The organism is Candidatus Saccharibacteria bacterium, assembly GCA_016699955.1.
Lineage (GTDB): Bacteria > Patescibacteriota > Saccharimonadia > Saccharimonadales > UBA4665 > JAGXIT01.
Genome location: CP064993.1, coordinates 643,452 through 660,955, shown reverse-complemented (window position 1 = coordinate 660,955; position 17,504 = coordinate 643,452). Strand labels below are relative to the sequence as shown.

Here is a 17,504-nt window from a genome sequence, read left to right as displayed (position 1 = left end):
GCTAATCCGAAAGCCAAACATACCAATCAACCATTTAGGGCAGAGGTTATACCAAATGAAAAAAGATCTTCATCCGAAAGATTATCGCCTGGTGGTGTTCCAGGATCTCAATAACAATCAAACATATCTGACACGCTCCACCGTGAAAACAGACGAAGTTATCAAGCTCGACGGCGTTGAATACCCCCTCGTAAAAGTGCACATAACTGGTTCGAGCCACCCCTTCTACACCGGCGAAGAACGTGTTCTCGACATTGAAGGCCGCGTTGACAAATTTAAGGCTCGTGCCGAAGCCGCCGCAAAAGCCAAAGAAGCTCGCATGGCCGCTGCCAAAAAATCAACTGCCCGCGCCGAGAAAAAAGCCGAAAAAGCTGCAGACGAAAAAAGCGACAATAAGTAACTAGCCCCATACAAACCGTCGATGGTATCACTCTTTCGGTTGGTTGGTTTATACTAATCCGAACTCGGCGTCATCGACGAGTTGTAAGACTTGCCACCCCTGACGGATTCGCTCTCACTCGCTAGCGCCTGAAACCGCTAATAGTAGTGCTTACACCGAGCTAGGGTTATACTAATAAAAGTCTATGGATCAAAAAGAACAATCGCTACGTGATGAATACGCTGAGCTCCAGGGAAAGCTGCAGGATTCTTCAGTATATTCTGAACCAGGCTATCCAAAGTTGGCAAAACGACAAGCCTACCTAGAAGACATTGTGTCACTGTTTGATAGGCTAGCTTCGACCAAACAACAGATCTACGACGCCGAAAAAATGTCACAGGATTCTGATCCTGATATCGCAGAAATGGCTTTTGCGGAGCTTGAATCTCTGCGCGCCAATCTGCAATCTCTCACCACTTACCTTTCTGAAGCCCTCACTCCTAAAGACCCCAACGATGAAAAAGATGTGATTATTGAAATCCGTGCCGGTGCTGGAGGCGATGAATCATCCCTATTTGCGGCCGAGCTATACCGCATGTACGTCAGATGGGGTGAAATAAAGGGTTTTAAAACAGAATTGGTCAGCGAAAGTCCAAGTGAAGTTGGCGGGTTTAAAGAAATAATTTTTGCTATGCGCGGGCAGGACATGTACAAACACCTCAAATTTGAAGCTGGTGTACACCGCGTGCAACGGGTACCCGCCACAGAGTCGCAGGGTCGTATCCACACATCTACTGTGACTGTAGCCATACTCCCAGAAGCAGAGGAAACAGACATAGAAATCAACCCAAACGACCTGCGGATAGATGTGTTCCGCAGTGGCGGACATGGCGGGCAAAGCGTCAACACCACCGACTCGGCTGTACGCATCACTCACCTTCCAAGTGGCCTAGTTGTAGCAAACCAAGACGAAAAGTCACAAATAAAAAACAAGGCCAAGGCACTCGGTGTCTTACGCTCCCGACTTCTGCAAATGAAAATTGACGAGGAAGCAAAACAGCTCAGTGATGCGCGCAAGAAACTCATTGGTACCGGTGATCGCAGCGAAAAAATCCGCACCTACAATTTCCCGCAAGACCGTATAACCGACCACCGCATAGGTTACAGCCGCAGCAACATTCCCGCCGCTATGAACGGCGATATAGACGACCTCATGGATAAACTAGCCGACTACGAACGCAGCCTCATCAGTGACGGCCAGTAGTAGAGTTCTTCGCTGTTACTGGCCTTGCGCTCCATAGAGCCTGTGGTATTCCTCATGAAACAGCCCCACGCCGATTCGACCCGTCAATACTACGAATGCGCCACCCCCCTGAACCCATCCACGAGCATGCAAAGCATACCCGTCTGGATCATGAGCAGTGTCCCCTAGTTGATTTAAGGCTCTCGCTTGCTGGGCATACTCCCTCGCCGCAGTCCCTGGATCGGTGATGACTGTCACACCAACAAGCAATTTTCGTTTGCAACGTCAACCACTTTACCCAAATGTTCATCTGAATCGGAAAAAATGTAGATGCCTAAACTTATTAGGGTCACCGCTAAGGTCAGGTAATGATTCTGTCATGAGCCAAATAATACTCTCACCATCTCGGTTTTGTCAATTGCTTTTGCATGTTTTTATGAAATTGCAAATTTTGGTTGAAAAAAACCTACTTTGTATATACTGTGTGGGCATGACTACTGCCATAAGTAAAAAAATCGACACCGATGTAACACGGCCTGCACAAAAGTTCGCTAGAAGTGACCTGCGCACTTTATATCTTCAGCGAGGCGAGGAAACAATAGTCTTTGCATTCCTTAACACACATAGAGAGCAACGTGGCTGATACAATTTCTTCTTGGTTGAGCACTACTGTACACAGGCTAGAAACTGCGGGCATTGAAACCCCTAGGCTCGATGCTTTAGTCCTGCTTAGTGACGAGTTGGGGTGTGATAAAGCGTGGCTTTTGGCGCACCCTGAACACGCTCTTCAGGGGTCGGTAGTAAAAAATCTGAACACAAATGTTACTCAAAGAGCACAGCACGTTCCCCTGGCCTACATACGCGGAAAAGTTGAGTTTTACGGCCGAGAGTTTGTTGTAAATGAACACGTGTTGGTACCCAGGCCTGAAAGTGAGGCCATGATTGTGCTACTAAAACGGAGCATGCTGGCTGAGCCACATACTGCCGTCATAGATATTGGCACTGGCTGCGGCGCACTTGCCATTACTGCAAAATTGGAGTGTCCAGCTTCAAAAATTGCTGCAACAGACATTGATAATGAATGCTTAAAAGTCGCCGCCCAAAATGCAGCTAGCCTGGGCGCCGACATTAGTTTATTGCAGGGTGACTTACTTGAGCCTTTTCAAGGTTCAAAACTCCAAATTCGAAACTCAATAATCCTCGCTAACCTCCCGTATGTACCTGAAAACTACCCGGTAAACACCGCTGCTACTCACGAACCGGAACTCGCTCTCTACGGTGGCGGCGACGGTCTCGCTGTGTACCGGAGACTTTTTGAACAGATCAACGAACACGGTCTGCAGCCATACTGCATTATCACCGAATCGCTTGAACACCAGCATGAAATGCTCACAGAAATGGCACATTCTCACGGGTTTGACCACGTCACCACAAACGGATTAGCCCAGTGCTTTGCTCGACCTACCCGCTTCAAGTGAAACTTTCAGATACAAAGACTCATCCTGGGTGAAGCTAGTTGGCAGGAGCAATGCCCAGTTTTACAGAAATAGTTTTTGTGGCATCACCGCGTAAAATAGTAAGCTCAACACTGTCACCTGCTTTGTGCTTACTTAATATCGACAGTAAACTAGATTTTTCGTTTATGTCTGTGCCGTCAATTTTGGTAATTATATCGCCCTCTGCTATACCCGCCTCTGCTGCCGGACCGCCTTTGATTACCGTCTCACTCCCCATGTCTTCTGTTTTCGGTATGTAGGCACCCCTAGTTGAGCCAAGATTGTACTCTTCGGCGATATCATCGGTTAACATAACATAGACAACACCCAGATACGGACGTTCGAGCTTGCCGCTTTTCCTTACGTTTTCAATGAGACCTTTCACATTATTGATAGGAATAGCAAAGCCAACCGTTTGTGCGTCGCTTGCTATCGCCGTGTTTATTCCAATAACTTCCCCGTTCATATTTACTAGCGGACCACCAGAGTTACCCTGGTTGATAGCCGCATCGGTCTGAAACATGTCGTCTAGGTTCTCTGCTTGATCGCCAGAACCATCACCGGCAACAAGACTGCGGCCGTAGCCCGAAATGATGCCGCTGGTTACTGTGTTTTGGAACTGTCCAAGTGTATTGCCTATGGCCACAACTGCATCGCCCACTTTCATCTTGCTCGAGTCACCAAGTTTGGCCGCAACCAGTTTTTTGCCCTCGTCATCTTCTACTTTCAGAAACGCAATATCAAGCGTGTCGCGGCTGCTTGTCCGAGCGATGACTTTAACTTTGTCTAGAACCGTTCCATCGCTCAATGTGACGCTCACATCTGTTGTACCCGTCGGTACTACATGTCGGTTTGTCATAATAAGGCCATCCGAGCTAATAATAACCCCTGTACCCGCACTTTCCTGGGTGTACGGGCCATACCCAAAATCAAATAAACCCCCGTAACCCGTGGCCGTACTTTGCGACGTCACATTGACCGATACAACACTACCCCCAACGCTACCTGCGATTGAACTAACTAAATTCGCCGTGTTTGTGACGATAGTTTTTTGTTCTGCTACGGCGCGGCTATCAGTATCGCTCATTTTACTGGATGCACCGAGCCAACCACCCCCAAAACTGATGCTAAAAATAATCAACCCAATGAGGATTTTCGTAAGTAAGGTGGCTTTTTTAGCCGGTAGCTTTTGCGCGCTGTTTTCTTTCTGTTGCGGTGATGTCTCTATATCCATACATTCCTCTTATACTATTAGTCGCTGATAGTTTGCTGATAACCTATATGGTTTTATCTCCCCAATCTGAAAATGCAATGATGACTAGTAAAATTGTTGCGAGAACAAACAGAATTTCTCTGCGCACAAAACGAGATAGTTTATCAAAATGGTCTAAATAATACAGTGTTCCAATACTAAACGCCATTGCAGAAAGGATAAGTGTTGGCTGGGCGACAACACCGTAGTAATAAATGAGCCAATGCCCCAAAATCCACGTGAGTGCTGCGCCAAAGTACCCCCATATGTACGCCAACAACCGAATATGCTCTTCCTCAAAACTGTAAAAGAAGTGATGTGCCGAAAAAAAGCAAATAAAACCAACTGTGGCGACCAAACCAATAAGCGAAATATGATCCCAGGCCGAGAACACTGCCGTAAGTCCAATCACCTGAGCAATAAATGCCTGCAACGACACCCATAATATATCGTGGCGAGGTTTTATAAAAACAAGCCAGCCTGCCCAGGCTGCAACGTAAGCCAGCTGAAGCCAGGTTGTTTCGGTACCAGACATAAGCGCAAGAGCCGACAGACCGATAGTAATATCGACTGCATTTGTACGGATGTTGGCCAGCCAAAATCGTGGCCGCACGGCAAACATACGCCATTTACTAAGTAAAATGAGGCCAAAGGCAACTTGTTCGAACCCACCGCGTACGAGGGCAACTATTAATACAGGGAACAAAACGTTCAATAATATATAGATTGAGTGAGAAAAACCCTTACTGGGCTTCATTTTGGTAATCAGTGGCCTCATGTCCCTGTAATTATAACAAATTGCGTCCCACTTGGCACCTCTACACCGTGAGGTAATTGCTTCGTTGCCGCAACACCGTACCTGTCTTGAAGATAATGCAATGTGTAAGGAGCTACGGCGTTTGATAGATCGACAACAGTCATCCCCGGTGGAACAGTTGGCATTACCGAACTGCCCGACACGTTGTAACCGTAGCCGGCCAAAGTAGCCTCGGTATATGAACGCAATTTTTCTGATGAACCAATTACGTAAACATGCGCCTTTTCTTTCACTAAATAGCCGTCCAGCAGTTGCGACCGAACATACGTCTGGATGTCACTATATGTGTTAAAGCCCGCCTTTGGACGCACAACAGACGCATCGCCGACCCGATCGGTCGTAACCAAGCTCTGTGGGGTCGTTAGACTCAGAGACGCAACATCGTTATCCGCTATACCCTTCATAATGCTAAACAGTCGGCTGGCAGCTTGTGTGCTCAGGTCGGTTCTGACATTACCCCCAAATGAATCCATCAGACTATCTATACGCGCCGGGCTGCTCAGCGTGCCTAGCGTTAGAACTTTTTCCTTCAGTGCAACCAGTAGCTGCCGTTGTCGCTCAGAACGAGCAAAGTCTGAACTCGTTTCGCGGGAGCGCGCGTACATCAGCGCCTGCTTCCCCTGCATATTCTGGGAGCCAGCCGGAGCCAAAACGGGGTTATTGGCATTTTCCCAAGCCATGGTTGGGTCATACAACTGCTCTTTTACATCTACCGACACACCGCCAACTGTATCAATTGCTTGCTCAAAAGCCTGGAAGTCGACGAGTACATGATAATTTATCTTTATCCCTAGAACACCACTGACCGCTTCGCTCGCTGAAGCAAAACCGGCTTCAATTGCTTGCTGGTCATCATTTTTTAAGTCTGTTTTGCCCAAGTATTTGTATTTACCGCTACTGTAAGCGGCGTTAATTTTTTGATAGGCACCAAAATAATTAACCGGCATTTTCACCCACAAATCACGCGGTACACTGAGCATAGCAGCCGTTTTATTGACTGGGTCAACGCTGAGCACCATGATTGTATCTGTCAGATCGCCGCCAGGGTGATTTTCTCCACCAGCGCCGAGCATTAAAATATTTACACGTCCATCGCCCTCGCCCCTCAGGAGCTCCGGGGCTACCTTCTCTGCGCTGAGCGCGGCTACAGTGTTGTTACCACGGAAAACTTTGTGTATATTGACGTAGCCCCTCCAAAACAGTACTCCCGCAAAAAGCAGGCAGAGGGCAGTCGATGCCGCCAAAGTCCTGAGGATGTGACGCTTCCAGGGGGTGCGCTTTTTAACTACTGCTTTTGGCCTTTCTGGTGCAACATATTTCGGTAGATCAAACTGGGGCACGTCGGCTTCTTGTTGTTGCTGTGGCAGCTGAATTGGTTTTTTTGGGGCTAATGTTTCAGCTAGAGCATATTGCTGCGTTACTGGTACTCTCGATGTTGGTTGCAAACCTGCATAATCAACCCTGTGGATATTTCTTGTTCCATTAAACCCGTCGAGAGAAGCGCGAGGAACATGCTTAGACTGTGTTGTATTTGTTTTCATAAGTCTGGTATGAGACCTAGTATACGACAAGACGCTTATGCTCGTAAACCCCACATGTGAATGGCGCGCGTTTTGGAAGTTCTCCAGTCGTAACGTATAGTAGGTACTGCATGCAAGAACAACCACTACTCGACAGCGCCCAACCCGAAGTACAGAATACCAATCATTCAAAACCAGAGGGCGAGAAACACTATTCGGTCAGGAGCACACTCTCTACCATTGGTATACTGCTACTGGCGCCACTTATAGCTGTTGGTTTAACAATCTTTGTTTTTCAGTCATACCAAGTAGACGGCCCCAGCATGGAAACAACTCTGCAGCATAATGACCGACTCATCGTATGGAAACTCGGACGAACTTGGTCACGCATAACCGGCAATCAATACGTCCCAAACCGAGGAGATATAATTATCCTGAATGAAACCGGTCTCTCTAATTACACGGCCGGTGACGATGCAAAGCAACTCGTCAAGCGCGTCATCGCTCTGCCAGGCGAAAGAATAGTTATAGAAAATAATGTGGTAACCGTGTACAACAAAGACTACCCTGAGGGTTTCCAGCCGGATACTACGCTGCCTTACGGCAAGGATGGAGCCATACCCCCCACCATGAACAATTTAGATGTGCGGCTTTCAGAAACAGAACTTTTTGTTTGCGGCGACAACCGGCCAAACTCACTCGATTCTCGCACGTTTGGGCCAATACAGACAGATCAGGTTGTCGGTAAGCTGGTTGCCCGTATCTTTCCGATAAACAATTTTAAAAAGTTTTAACTACGGTTCTTCTTAACGACCCAGCTCGCCAAGAAGACGTTGGAGCTCTTCGTCTGAGGTAAATTGCATTTCCACCCGACCGCCCTTTGCCGTACGATATATTTTAATGGGTGTATGGTAGCGTTTACTGAGCTGCTTGGTTTCTGGTGTTTCAGCAGCCATGCGCGACTGCACTGCTTTGACGGCCTGTAGCCCCGACTTAACCGATGTCACAAAACGCTCGGCCTGTCTGACATTCCACTTCTGGCTACTGATAAGCCCGAGCAACTCTGCCTGCTTGTCGGGCATGCCTTTGAGCGCCAAGATTTGCCGAGCGTGACCTTCACTTATTTGACCCTCGTTTAGGGCGGCTTGGGCAGGCTTGGGCAGACCAAGCAAGCGAACAATGTTACTGACGGTTGTTTCCGCTTTGCCAAGCCGTTTGGCAATTTCGCTGTAGCTCAGGTTGAACTGAACATGGAGGCGCTCGATTGTAACCGCTTGCTCGAGCGACCCTAGATCAACGCGTTGAACGTTTTCTATTAACGCCACCTCAAGCTGCTCTTGCTCTTTTAGACTACGCACAATCACTGGAACAGTTTTCTGCCCCGCTATTTTTGCAGCGCGCCATCGTCGCTCGCCCGCAATGATAAGGTAGGTTCCTTTTTGATTCGTTACAACCAAAGGCTGTACAATGCCATGTTGTTTTATGCTTGCGGCTAGCTCTGCAAGAGCAGTTTCGTCGAATATGGTGCGCGGCTGGTCGCTGTTTGGTCGTAGCAGCGTAAGCTCAAGTTGCTGAATACGTTCGCCTTGCTCAAGCAGAGTCGCCGTGTCAAAATTTTCTGGGATTAAAGAGCCGAGGCCCCGGCCTAAACCAGTATGTTGCTTAGAAGTTGCCACGTTTGACTACCTCCAGCGCCAATGCCTTGTACGCACGGGCACCTTTACTCCATTTGTCGTGCTCAAATATAGTTTTACCGTAACTCGGTGCTTCAGCCAAGCGTATGTTACGAGGAATGACAGTCCGGAATAATTTCTCACCAAAGTGTTTCTCAACTTCTTGCTTCACCCCTTCACTAAGCACCGTGCGTTTTGTATACATAGTTAGAACTACTCCAAATATGTGTAGGTCTGTATTTAATCCCTTTCGGACTAGCTGCATGGTTTGCATCAGTTGGCTTAAACCTTCCAGCGCAAAATACTCTGCCTGAACCGGAATAAGCACACCATTCGCGGCCGTAAGCGCGTTGACCGTCAGTAGGCCAAGGGCTGGGGGACAGTCAATAATAACAATTTCTGCGTCTACGGTTGCCAAAGCCTGTTTCAGTTTTTGCTCACGCCCACTAGTACTAACTAAATCAACCTCTGCCTGAGCCAACTGCGGACTGGCTGGTAGCACAAACAAATTCTTTATTGCAGTAGGCAAGACGATATCGGCAGCACTAGCCTTTCCAATAACAACGTCGTACAATGTTGCACCTAAAGTTTCCCTGTCAACTCCAAGCGAACTCGTGCTGTTGGCTTGCGGGTCAAGGTCGACAAGCAAAACACGTCGCTTGGCGGTTGCAAGCTGGGCAGCGAGATTAACTGCCGTGGTCGTCTTGCCTACACCGCCCTTTTGATTTGTTATTGCAAGCACGTACGCCATTTCAAACATTCCTCATCTATCTATAAGCCTACCAGATTGCCGCCCTGGCGTAAACGTTCACGCCTATCGCTCCAGTCGATCTGCCTGACATTTACAAAAAATATCCTATGGTATCATACTGCTAGTACTACTGTGCTACTCCCTTTTTGCGTATCCTGCTACTTGCAATAAAGGCCGCGAGTGGCCGTTCTACTAACCTGCACTGTCAATGCTTCTTCGTTAATATTCTACTGTTGAACGTGTTGCTGGATAATTGTGCGACATGGCGCTTAGTGCACTAATACCAGGCTCTAAGCTATCCTGCGTGGTTTGGCTCCTTTCGATGTAAACGCCACCTTTAGCACTTTCAGCGGTTAGTCGAGCGGGGGCGCGAAGTTTTCAGGGACGAGGATTTTTTACAGCTGGATTAACTCCCGTTGCCGAAAACGCGGCGTTTAAGCCAAGTTCGGGTTAATTACCCCCCCTGCCCCGAAATACAGCCAGCCAATAAACATGCCGGCACCCCCAAATTATGCTACTTCGCCCGTACGGGTCACGTAACTCTGTGTGGCACCAACATTTCTTCCGAGCGGGCAGCAATCATTTTTGCGGGCAATAAAAAAAGCAGGCCTTGCGAGAGTGCCTGCTTTTTAGGAATACGTTTTTGTTTTTTTTGGTTTGAAGTTTTTGATCCCTCCGCAAAGTACGCGGGAAATCTGTGTCCAAGTATGCGCTAGTGTTAAAACAATTGCAATACTTTTTGTGCACATTTTTTACTCAAAGTAGTTAATTTACCCCAGTTATCCACAGCTACTCTGTTAAAAGGGGCTATGCGGAGCACATAGCTGCGGGCTAACACCTCGCCGGTGCCATGTTCTGTACATAGTTTCCCAAAACCACGTGTTTTCGGTACTATTGAAGCATGAGAAAACTCACAAAGTTACAAGCATCACGGCTAGGCAGTATTTGCCTTGTCTTACTGCTGCTGTGTACTGCGGCATTTGTGTTTTTTGGCAGAGACAACAAACAGCCTTTTGACAAAACCATTTTGAGCCGCGTTGGCTTCCCCATTCTATACCCAGAGAACATCCCTCCAGGCTACAAGCTCAATGCCGACTCAGTTGCCTACAGCGATGGCATACTTGTTTTTGAGTTTAGAAAAAACACTCAACTAATGACATTTACTGAACAGGCACTTCCTCAAAAAAATCTTATGCTTGAAAGCATAGTCGGACTTAACCCTGTTAAAACTGCCCTGGGGACTGCTTACATTGGCAAAGCCGGGGCAGCACCAGTCGCAATCATATCTGGCAGCCGTACACTTGTAAACATTAGCGGCGACTCCAGTACTCCACAGGATGTCATTAGCCAGATGGCTGCTAGTCTCAAAGAGCTTGACTGATTAACCCTTTCTCGGTGCTTATACCGAGCTGGGGTGGATTAACTCGACCTACCACCACTCAATAGTACTGCCGGCTTTTGCTACAATTGCCGAACTTGACACCTCTGAGGCAAATCTGACAGTCAGAGTTCCACCGGCCGAAGGAGTGACAATTCCTTCTATAATTGCAGTGTTGCCCGCAGTACTTGGCGAATCGGTGTTGCTTGCCGCCGGGTTGTCGTACGCCGATGCATAGGTAAAGGCCTCCGTCGCGGCAGTAGTTCCGTAGCGCGTGGCGTAGCTAAGTAGCGACGTCGCAGGCCCATTGACGCTCCAGCGAGAGCCTGTAGTGGTAGCAGCAGCCGTATAGACAATATTGGCATGGAAGCGATACGTTCTACCAGATGTAACCGCAAAACTGAGACCTGTAACATTAGCAATGGTGTTGGCGGTTGCGTTGTTGTTGGTTATATCTGAACCAAGTGTCACGAGGTGGCGCGTTAAACAGTCCTTCCAAGCCCCGTTTTCATAGCGGCGGAACACAGCAAGTGCACTGTTGTAGTACATGCCGCCCGTAACTCCTGTTGGGTCAGTTGAGTTGTTGTAGCTGTCTAACACGAACTGTTTTGCAGTAGCATCAGTTGTAGCAGATCCTATCTGAACGTTACCTGCCGTAACGTCGGCTGTTAGCAAAGTACCAATGGTTACGTTACTAGCAAAGTAACTTACTTGGGCGCTACTGTTGTACAGGGACCATGTGCCAGAGACAGAAGCGGTGCTATCGGCTATAACTAGACCGGAGTTATGAGTGGTGCCTCCAGACCCAGAAGGGATTACAATACGCGCTCCAACGTTGTAAAGTATGCCGCCTGCCCCTGCACCTACCGTCGTGTTTCCTATGAATAACTGGTTGTTCTTAATTGTGCCCGACGTATTGCCACCGTTGTTTGTTACACCATTTATAGAAATACCGTAGTAGTTCGCTGCTTTACTGCCGGACATAGATGGATTTTGAATATTTAAGCCGTGTGCAGCCGTAAGGGTTCCTGTGTAATCTGCGTTGGTTGAAACGCCCGTTACAGATCCAAATATCTGACCAATATTTACGCTACTGGTTGCAAGCATTGCCGTGTTAGTAAAACCAAATATATTCCCACCCGCAGCTCCAGCCGTTGGTAGGAAGATTGGCTCATTTTGTATACCGTACTGCGAAACAGCGCCGGAATTTATGTTGCCAGAAATGTATATACGCTGTGCATTGGTTGTGGTCGTATTCATATACAGTGTGTTTCTAGCCATAGTCACGTCACCAGTAGAACTGACACGAAACGGTATGTTACCGCCCGAAACTTTTACCTGGAGAATATCCACGCTTTGACTAGCGGCGCCTTGGATAACAGCGACTACCTGGGCGGCTGCGGCGCTTTGTATGTTAAAGTTTGCAGTCTGAGTCCCAGCATACTGGTTCTGGATGGCACTAGCGGCAGCACCGGCACAGTTTGTCCAGATACCGCCTTCATAACACCGGAACTTACTGGTATTACTGTTGTAGTACATGGCTCCGTTGTAGCCAGTGGGGTCAGTTGCGTTGTTGTAGCTGTCTAGGCCGAAGAGAATGGCATTGGCGTCAGTGGTGGCGGAACCTATTTGGATCTTGTTACCACTTGTGTCGGCGGTAAGGTAGTCTATTGCACCGCTCTGGATTTGGAAGGCAGAAGCGGAGGCGGCTTGTTTGAAGCGGATGTCAAGACCACCGGCTGTCATGGCTTGACCGGCGTAGATCGTGCCGGTACCAATGTCGTTGATGATGGCAGTGCCAGAAGTAGTGCTGAAGACGTTCCCGGCGAGATAGTTGTTGTCCGAACCTGAGTCGCTAATGTCAATGGCATAGCAGTTGGTACTGCAGCCGGTATCCGTGATAGTGTTTCCGATGATGGTGTTAGTATCGGAAGTGCCCATAGATATGCCATTGTTAGTGAGCGCTCCACCGTTGTCGTGGATAGTGTTGCCGGATACCGTGCTGTTAGAGTCGAGGGAGAGAGAGATACCGCCGTTACTATTCCCCTGCATGGTGTTGCCAGAGAAGGTATTGCTGGAGCTAAAGCTGCTGACGATACCTCTGCCGCTATTCCCCTGCGTAGTATTACCGGTGACAGTATTGTTGTCGGCATTATTGAGACCAATGCCTCCGTTATTGCCCTGCGCGGTGTTGCCGGTAAGGGTGTTGTTGTGGGAACTTTCCAAGTTGATGCCGGGGCCACCATTTTCCTGTACAGTGTTGCCTGTAAGTGTGTTGTTGGAGCTGTTGCGCAAGCAAATGCCATGACCGCCCTGACAGTTACTACTTGCATTGTAGTACCAACTATTCGACCGGACATGCAGTATCTTGGCACCCTGGCGAGCACCGGAGCCGGAGCCACCGCCCATGTTGTTGAAGTCAACACCTACCATAGCGATCACACCGGATTGGTTAGCTTTGTTGCCCTCGAGTCTTAGGTCTTGGATAGTAACGCCGGTGCCGGTAGTTTGGTCGGTGTTGACGATGGCGCTAAAGTTGACGTTCAGAGAGTTCGGGATAGTTATGCTCGTGGCGTTACCGACACCGGCTAGGGTGTGTTATTAGGAATAGATACGCTTGCGTCTAGGGTGTAGGTACCAGCGAGCAGGACGACCTTGCCAGTCTTCGCCTGATCCAGCTGGGTCGGCAGCGGTCAGAGCAGCGTTTATCTGGACTTGGTCACCGTCAGCGGCGGCAGCAGTGTTGCCATCTCCGACGTAGTCAGCTGAAGCCTTGTCGGCGTCACTGGAGTCACTAGCAGCGACGATGATGGCTTCTTTGCCATCAGCTTGCCACTTGCCATTAGCGTAGGTTAGAAGTTGTTTCGTAGCAGTATCATAGAACACCATGCCCTCTACTGGACTAGCTGGACGGGTGGCTCCTCCTGTGATGACGATAGATTTATCGGCAGCGAGGACGGTGTTCTGGTTGATGTTTATGCTAGTCGCATTGGTAGTGCCGATGTTTAGGGCTATGGCCGAAGCGGTATCAAAGAGTGGTGCTTGGACAGCTGTTGTACCGACTAAGGTGCCGGCTGTACCGGTGCCATCTATCTTAAAGCCAGCTGTTTGGGTAGAGGCTGTCTGGTTCTGGATGAAGTTAGTAGCAGTTGGAGTAAGTACTGCAGCATCACAGGTGGATATGACTCCGGCGTTAGTACACAGCAGTGTGGTGCTAGCCGAGGCTTGAGGAGTTACTTTGGTAGAACCTTGGATAGTAGTGGTAGTAGCAGCTCGGCCGATGGTGACTGCGCCGGCAACTGTAGTACCGATGTTCACAGTCGGAGTACCGCTGGTGTAGGTACCAGTATCTATGGTGATGTTACCACTGGCGCCAGCGCTGGCATTGCCAGTGGAGACAGTTACATCACTAGATGTCGTACCAGCAGCAGACTTAATGGTCGCACCAGCTGCACCTTGCAGGGTTAGGGCACCGGCTGTTGTGCTCCAGGTGGTAGCAGCGGCGCTGGTGAGGGTCAGGGCACCTGTGTTGGTGGTGAAGTTGCTAGCGGCATTGGATGTAATACTAACTGCACCAGCAGTGACAGAGCCTATGGTGGTTGTGTTAGTACCTGTTGTATTAATACTAGTATTACCAGCAACTGTTACTGTACTACCAGTCAGGCCGAGAGTACCTGTGGTGTTACCAACACTGTTATTACCAGTGCCAGTACCGATGCTGGTGACAGCAGCACCCGAAGTGTTTATGTTGGTAGTGCCGGTTAGTGCTGTGGTGCCACTGGTGACAGTCAGGTTCTTACCACTAGCTACAGTTGTATCTCCGTTCAGGCTGACGGCACCCGTGCCAGTAGCAAAGGTACCACTACTAGCAGACTGGTCAAAGCTACCAGTCCCAGCTGCAAAGGTAATGTTCTGGTTAGCAGCAATGGATACATTCTTGTTGAGATTAATCTGGGTGGCATTGGTAGTGCCGATGTTTAGGGCTACGGCCGAAGCAGTATCAAAGAGCGGTGCTTGGACAGCTGTTGTACCGACTAATGTGCCGGCTGTACCGGTGCCATCTATCTTAAAGCCAGCTGTTTGGGTAGAGGCTGTCTGGTTCTGGATGAAGTTAGTAGCAGTTGGGGCAAGTACTGCAGCATCACAGGTGGAGATGACTCCGGCGTTAGTACACAGTAGTGTGGTGCTAGCCGAGGCTTGAGGAGTTACTTTGGTAGAGCCTTGGATAGTAGTGGTAGTAGCAGCTCGGCCGATGGTGACTGCGCCGGCAACTGTAGTACCGATGTTCACAGTCGGAGGTACCGCTGGTGTAGGTACCAGTATCTATGGTGATGTTACCACTGGCGCCAGCGCTGGCATTGCCAGTGGAGACAGTTACATCACTAGATGTCGTACCAGCAGCAGACTTAATGGTCGCACCAGCTGCACCTTGCAGGGTTAGAGCACCGGCTGTTGTGCTCCAGGTGGTAGCAGCGGCACTGGTGAGGGTGAGGGCACCTGTGTTGGTGGTGAAGTTGCTAGCGGCATTGGATGTAATACTAACTGCACCAGCAGTGACAGAGCCTATGGTGGTTGTGTTAGTACCTGTTGTATTAATACTAGTATTACCAGCAACTGTTACTGTGCTACCAGTCAGGCCGAGAGTACCTGTGGTGTTACCAACGCTGGTTATTGCCAGTGCCAGTACCGATGCTGGTGGCAGCGGCACCCGAGGTGTTTATGTTGGTAGTGCCGGTTAGTGCTGTGGTGCCACTGGTGACAGTCAGGTTCTTACCACTAGCTACAGTTGTATCTCCGTTCAGGCTGACGGCACCCGTGCCAGTAGCAAAGTACCACTACTAGCAGATTGGTCGAAGTTACCAGACCCAGCTGCAAAGGTAATGTTCTGGTTAGCGGCAATGTTAGTGTTCTTCATCAGCTCAATAGTTCCAGCTGGCTGTATCATGAAGTTGCCGCTGGCATTGGTTTGACCACCCCATATGGTAGTAGTGCCGTTGTCTATGATGCCAGTAGCACCAGTACCAACCATGGTGTTGTCGGCAAAGTAGTTAGAGACTGAGGCAGCGTCGTAGATGTGGATACCCTGACCGGTACCAGCCGAGTCGTAGATAGAGTTACCAGTAATACTGTTATTGCTAGCAGTGGCAATGTAAATACTACTGTTGGCCGTACCACTGCTGGCACCGTTCTCACGGAGGCTGTTGTTGGTAATGGCGTTGTTGGAGCTGCTGCCGTCAAACAAGACACCACCACCGGTGTTCGTGCCAGCCAGAAGGCCATTGCCGGCAATAGTGTTGGCATTCACGGTAACAGCCAGTGACCCACTGACACGGATACCGAAGGCTGAGTTCACCATGACGGTGTTGTTACTGACGGTAACGCGGTTACTCCCGTTGATGTTGATACCGTCACCGACGTTGTAAAGGACATTGTTGTTGGCAACGGTACCGTTTGAGCTGCTGTAGTAGTAGATACCAGTAGAACGGAAGTTGTTGACCCAAGTGTTAATGACGGTTGGTCCTTGCAATATGCCGGCACCGCTTGAGCCAAACCGACGTTGTTCATATTATACCATGCTGAGTACCACTGGTGTTGACGGCTTTGTTACCATCGAGGCGGAGATCACGGACAACCACGCCTTCACCATTGGTAGTATCTGTGTTGGTGATCATGTTCTTGTTCTGAGTTGCAATGTTACTAAAGGTAACTAAGGTGCCACGACCGTTACCAGCTAGTGTCGTGTTGTTTGGTATGGAGATAGCATCACTGGTAGTAAATGTTCCTTCGAGTAGAACAACTTTGCCACCAGCGGCAGCGGTAAGAGCGGTGTTAATGATGGTTTGATCGGCGCTACCTGTTGCGACATAGTCGGCAGCATCTTTCAGGGCTTGGCTAGCAGTACTCGGGGCTACGATCTTTGTAGCCGTTTCTCTGTCAGCCTGCCACTTGCCATTGGCGTAGATTAGAAGTTGTTTGGTGGTAGTGTCGTAGAATACCATACCTTCGGTTGGAGTCAGCCCGTTGCGAGTAGTTGTATCGCCGCCTGTGATGGTGATGGTCTTGTTGGCAGCCAGGACGGTGTCATCTGCCAGAGAAATAGAAGAAGCATTGGTACCGCCAATGGTTAGGGTGCCAGCGGCGGCAGTGTCTAGGATGGGGGTGAGGACGCTGGTTGAGCCCCGCAAGATGGCAGCTATACCTGTGCCAGAGATGTTGAAGTGCCCGGTCTGAGCGGTTCCTGGTGTCCCAGTCTGCAGCTTGATGTAGCCATCACTGCGCGATGGTGCGGTTAGGAGGTTGTAGGTTCCGGCTGCTCCCTGATTTTGGAGGTGGAGGGTTTGGTTTCCACCTGTCGGGGATTGGATAGCCAGGGTGGAGATGAAAACACCGCTGGTGGTAACAAGCTGACTGGCTGTCTTGGCGTTGAAGGCATAGGGTACGGCAGTGAGTTTGAGGCGTGGGTTCATTTCTCCGTCCCATGAGGCTGAGGTGCCAGTACCGCCAACGTTCATGGTGAGGTAAAGCTGCTGATCCCAGGGCATGCTGCCAGGGAAGCTGGTGATAGAGCCTAGGTTGACGGTGACGTAGCCGTTGGCTACCCTAACACGACGGTCAGGGGTACCACCGTTGTAGTCGTAGGTTTCAGTCCAGAGGAGGGTACCACCACTGGCAGCGTCGTAGAGCTTGAACTGGAGGTTGTAGAAGCCATCGGCAGCGATGGCTCCGGCAGAGTTCTCTAGGCGAGCTTGGAAGTTCAGGTTGTCGGAAGTGGCGGCATAGGCGTGTTCTACGCCTGTGTACCCACGCGTGAGGAAAAATAGGGGTAGGAGGAGCAAAGAAACAGCGAGGGCTACCTGTACACCTTGCTTCGATACTCGAAAAGAAAATCGTTGCATGAGCCAAAGAATGCACGAATGTGACCAGCTTTTCAGAGCATACAAGTGTTTACGGCGGCCAAATACCACAAAACCCCTCTTGGCGGAGAGCCAGAGGGT

General features: G+C 49.4%; 16 protein-coding genes. 5 read left to right on the top strand and 11 right to left on the bottom strand.

Translation table 11 applies throughout. The annotated features are described in order from the left end of the window. Positions 1-55: 55 nt before the first annotated feature. Together IPL85_03370 and prfA are read left to right on the top strand one after the other, a co-directional pair. A complete protein-coding gene (locus IPL85_03370; GenBank protein QQS19302.1) occupies positions 56-400 on the top strand; it encodes a type B 50S ribosomal protein L31 in 345 nt (114 codons plus the stop codon). 184 nt (positions 401-584) lie between these two features. Continuing rightward, positions 585-1,643: a peptide chain release factor 1 gene (gene prfA, locus IPL85_03365; protein ID QQS19301.1), complete on the top strand. Its 1,059-nt coding sequence runs from the start codon at positions 585-587 to the stop codon at positions 1,641-1,643. A gap of 15 nt (positions 1,644-1,658) precedes the next feature. Here prfA and IPL85_03360 read toward each other — a convergent pair whose 3' ends face one another. Next, positions 1,659-1,880, bottom strand: a complete 222-nt coding sequence (locus tag IPL85_03360) for a hypothetical protein (protein ID QQS19300.1) — start codon at positions 1,878-1,880, stop codon at positions 1,659-1,661. A gap of 377 nt (positions 1,881-2,257) precedes the next feature. Here IPL85_03360 and prmC point away from each other — a divergent pair, with 377 nt between their 5' ends. After that, positions 2,258-3,100, top strand: a complete 843-nt coding sequence (prmC, locus tag IPL85_03355; protein QQS19299.1) for a peptide chain release factor N(5)-glutamine methyltransferase — start codon at positions 2,258-2,260, stop codon at positions 3,098-3,100. 34 nt (positions 3,101-3,134) lie between these two features. Here prmC and IPL85_03350 read toward each other — a convergent pair whose 3' ends face one another. The 3 genes from IPL85_03350 to IPL85_03340 are packed head-to-tail and all read right to left on the bottom strand — an operon-like array spanning position 3,135 to position 6,728. Next, positions 3,135-4,352, bottom strand: coding sequence for a trypsin-like peptidase domain-containing protein (locus tag IPL85_03350; GenBank protein QQS19298.1), 1,218 nt, complete (start codon positions 4,350-4,352; stop codon positions 3,135-3,137). 43 nt (positions 4,353-4,395) lie between these two features. Then, positions 4,396-5,148, bottom strand: coding sequence for a hypothetical protein (locus IPL85_03345; protein QQS19297.1), 753 nt, complete (start codon positions 5,146-5,148; stop codon positions 4,396-4,398). Further along, positions 5,145-6,728 carry an LCP family protein gene (locus IPL85_03340; GenBank protein QQS19296.1) on the bottom strand — a complete coding sequence of 528 codons (1,584 nt, stop codon included), beginning with the start codon at positions 6,726-6,728 and terminating at the stop codon, positions 5,145-5,147. The genes IPL85_03345 and IPL85_03340 overlap by 4 nt, the downstream gene beginning before the upstream one ends. A 110-nt stretch (positions 6,729-6,838) precedes the next feature. Here IPL85_03340 and lepB point away from each other — a divergent pair, with 110 nt between their 5' ends. Next, positions 6,839-7,501 (top strand): signal peptidase I, encoded by a 663-nt coding sequence (gene lepB / locus IPL85_03335; protein ID QQS19295.1) that lies wholly within the window; start codon positions 6,839-6,841, stop codon positions 7,499-7,501. Between the two features lie 12 nt (positions 7,502-7,513). Here lepB and IPL85_03330 read toward each other — a convergent pair whose 3' ends face one another. Further along, entirely contained in the window at positions 7,514-8,383 is an 870-nt protein-coding gene (locus tag IPL85_03330; protein QQS19294.1) for a ParB/RepB/Spo0J family partition protein, read from the bottom strand. After that, a complete protein-coding gene (locus IPL85_03325; GenBank protein QQS19293.1) occupies positions 8,370-9,131 on the bottom strand; it encodes a ParA family protein in 762 nt (253 codons plus the stop codon). Before IPL85_03325 ends, IPL85_03330 begins: the two co-directional genes overlap by 14 nt. A gap of 901 nt (positions 9,132-10,032) precedes the next feature. Here IPL85_03325 and IPL85_03320 point away from each other — a divergent pair. Then, positions 10,033-10,512, top strand: a complete 480-nt coding sequence (locus IPL85_03320) for a hypothetical protein (protein ID QQS19292.1) — start codon at positions 10,033-10,035, stop codon at positions 10,510-10,512. 48 nt (positions 10,513-10,560) lie between these two features. Here IPL85_03320 and IPL85_03315 read toward each other — a convergent pair whose 3' ends face one another. From IPL85_03315 to IPL85_03295, 5 genes are all read right to left on the bottom strand, one after another. After that, positions 10,561-13,074: a right-handed parallel beta-helix repeat-containing protein gene (locus tag IPL85_03315; GenBank protein ID QQS20431.1), complete on the bottom strand. Its 2,514-nt coding sequence runs from the start codon at positions 13,072-13,074 to the stop codon at positions 10,561-10,563. A gap of 36 nt (positions 13,075-13,110) precedes the next feature. Further along, complete coding sequence (locus tag IPL85_03310; GenBank protein ID QQS19291.1) at positions 13,111-14,799, bottom strand: hypothetical protein; 1,689 nt, start codon at positions 14,797-14,799, stop codon at positions 13,111-13,113. Continuing rightward, positions 14,696-15,217: a hypothetical protein gene (locus tag IPL85_03305; protein QQS19290.1), complete on the bottom strand. Its 522-nt coding sequence runs from the start codon at positions 15,215-15,217 to the stop codon at positions 14,696-14,698. Before IPL85_03305 ends, IPL85_03310 begins: the two co-directional genes overlap by 104 nt. A gap of 90 nt (positions 15,218-15,307) precedes the next feature. Then, positions 15,308-16,036, bottom strand: coding sequence for a right-handed parallel beta-helix repeat-containing protein (locus IPL85_03300; protein QQS19289.1), 729 nt, complete (start codon positions 16,034-16,036; stop codon positions 15,308-15,310). A gap of 34 nt (positions 16,037-16,070) precedes the next feature. Beyond that, positions 16,071-17,405: a hypothetical protein gene (locus IPL85_03295; protein QQS19288.1), complete on the bottom strand. Its 1,335-nt coding sequence runs from the start codon at positions 17,403-17,405 to the stop codon at positions 16,071-16,073. Between the last annotated feature and the right edge of the window lie 99 nt (positions 17,406-17,504).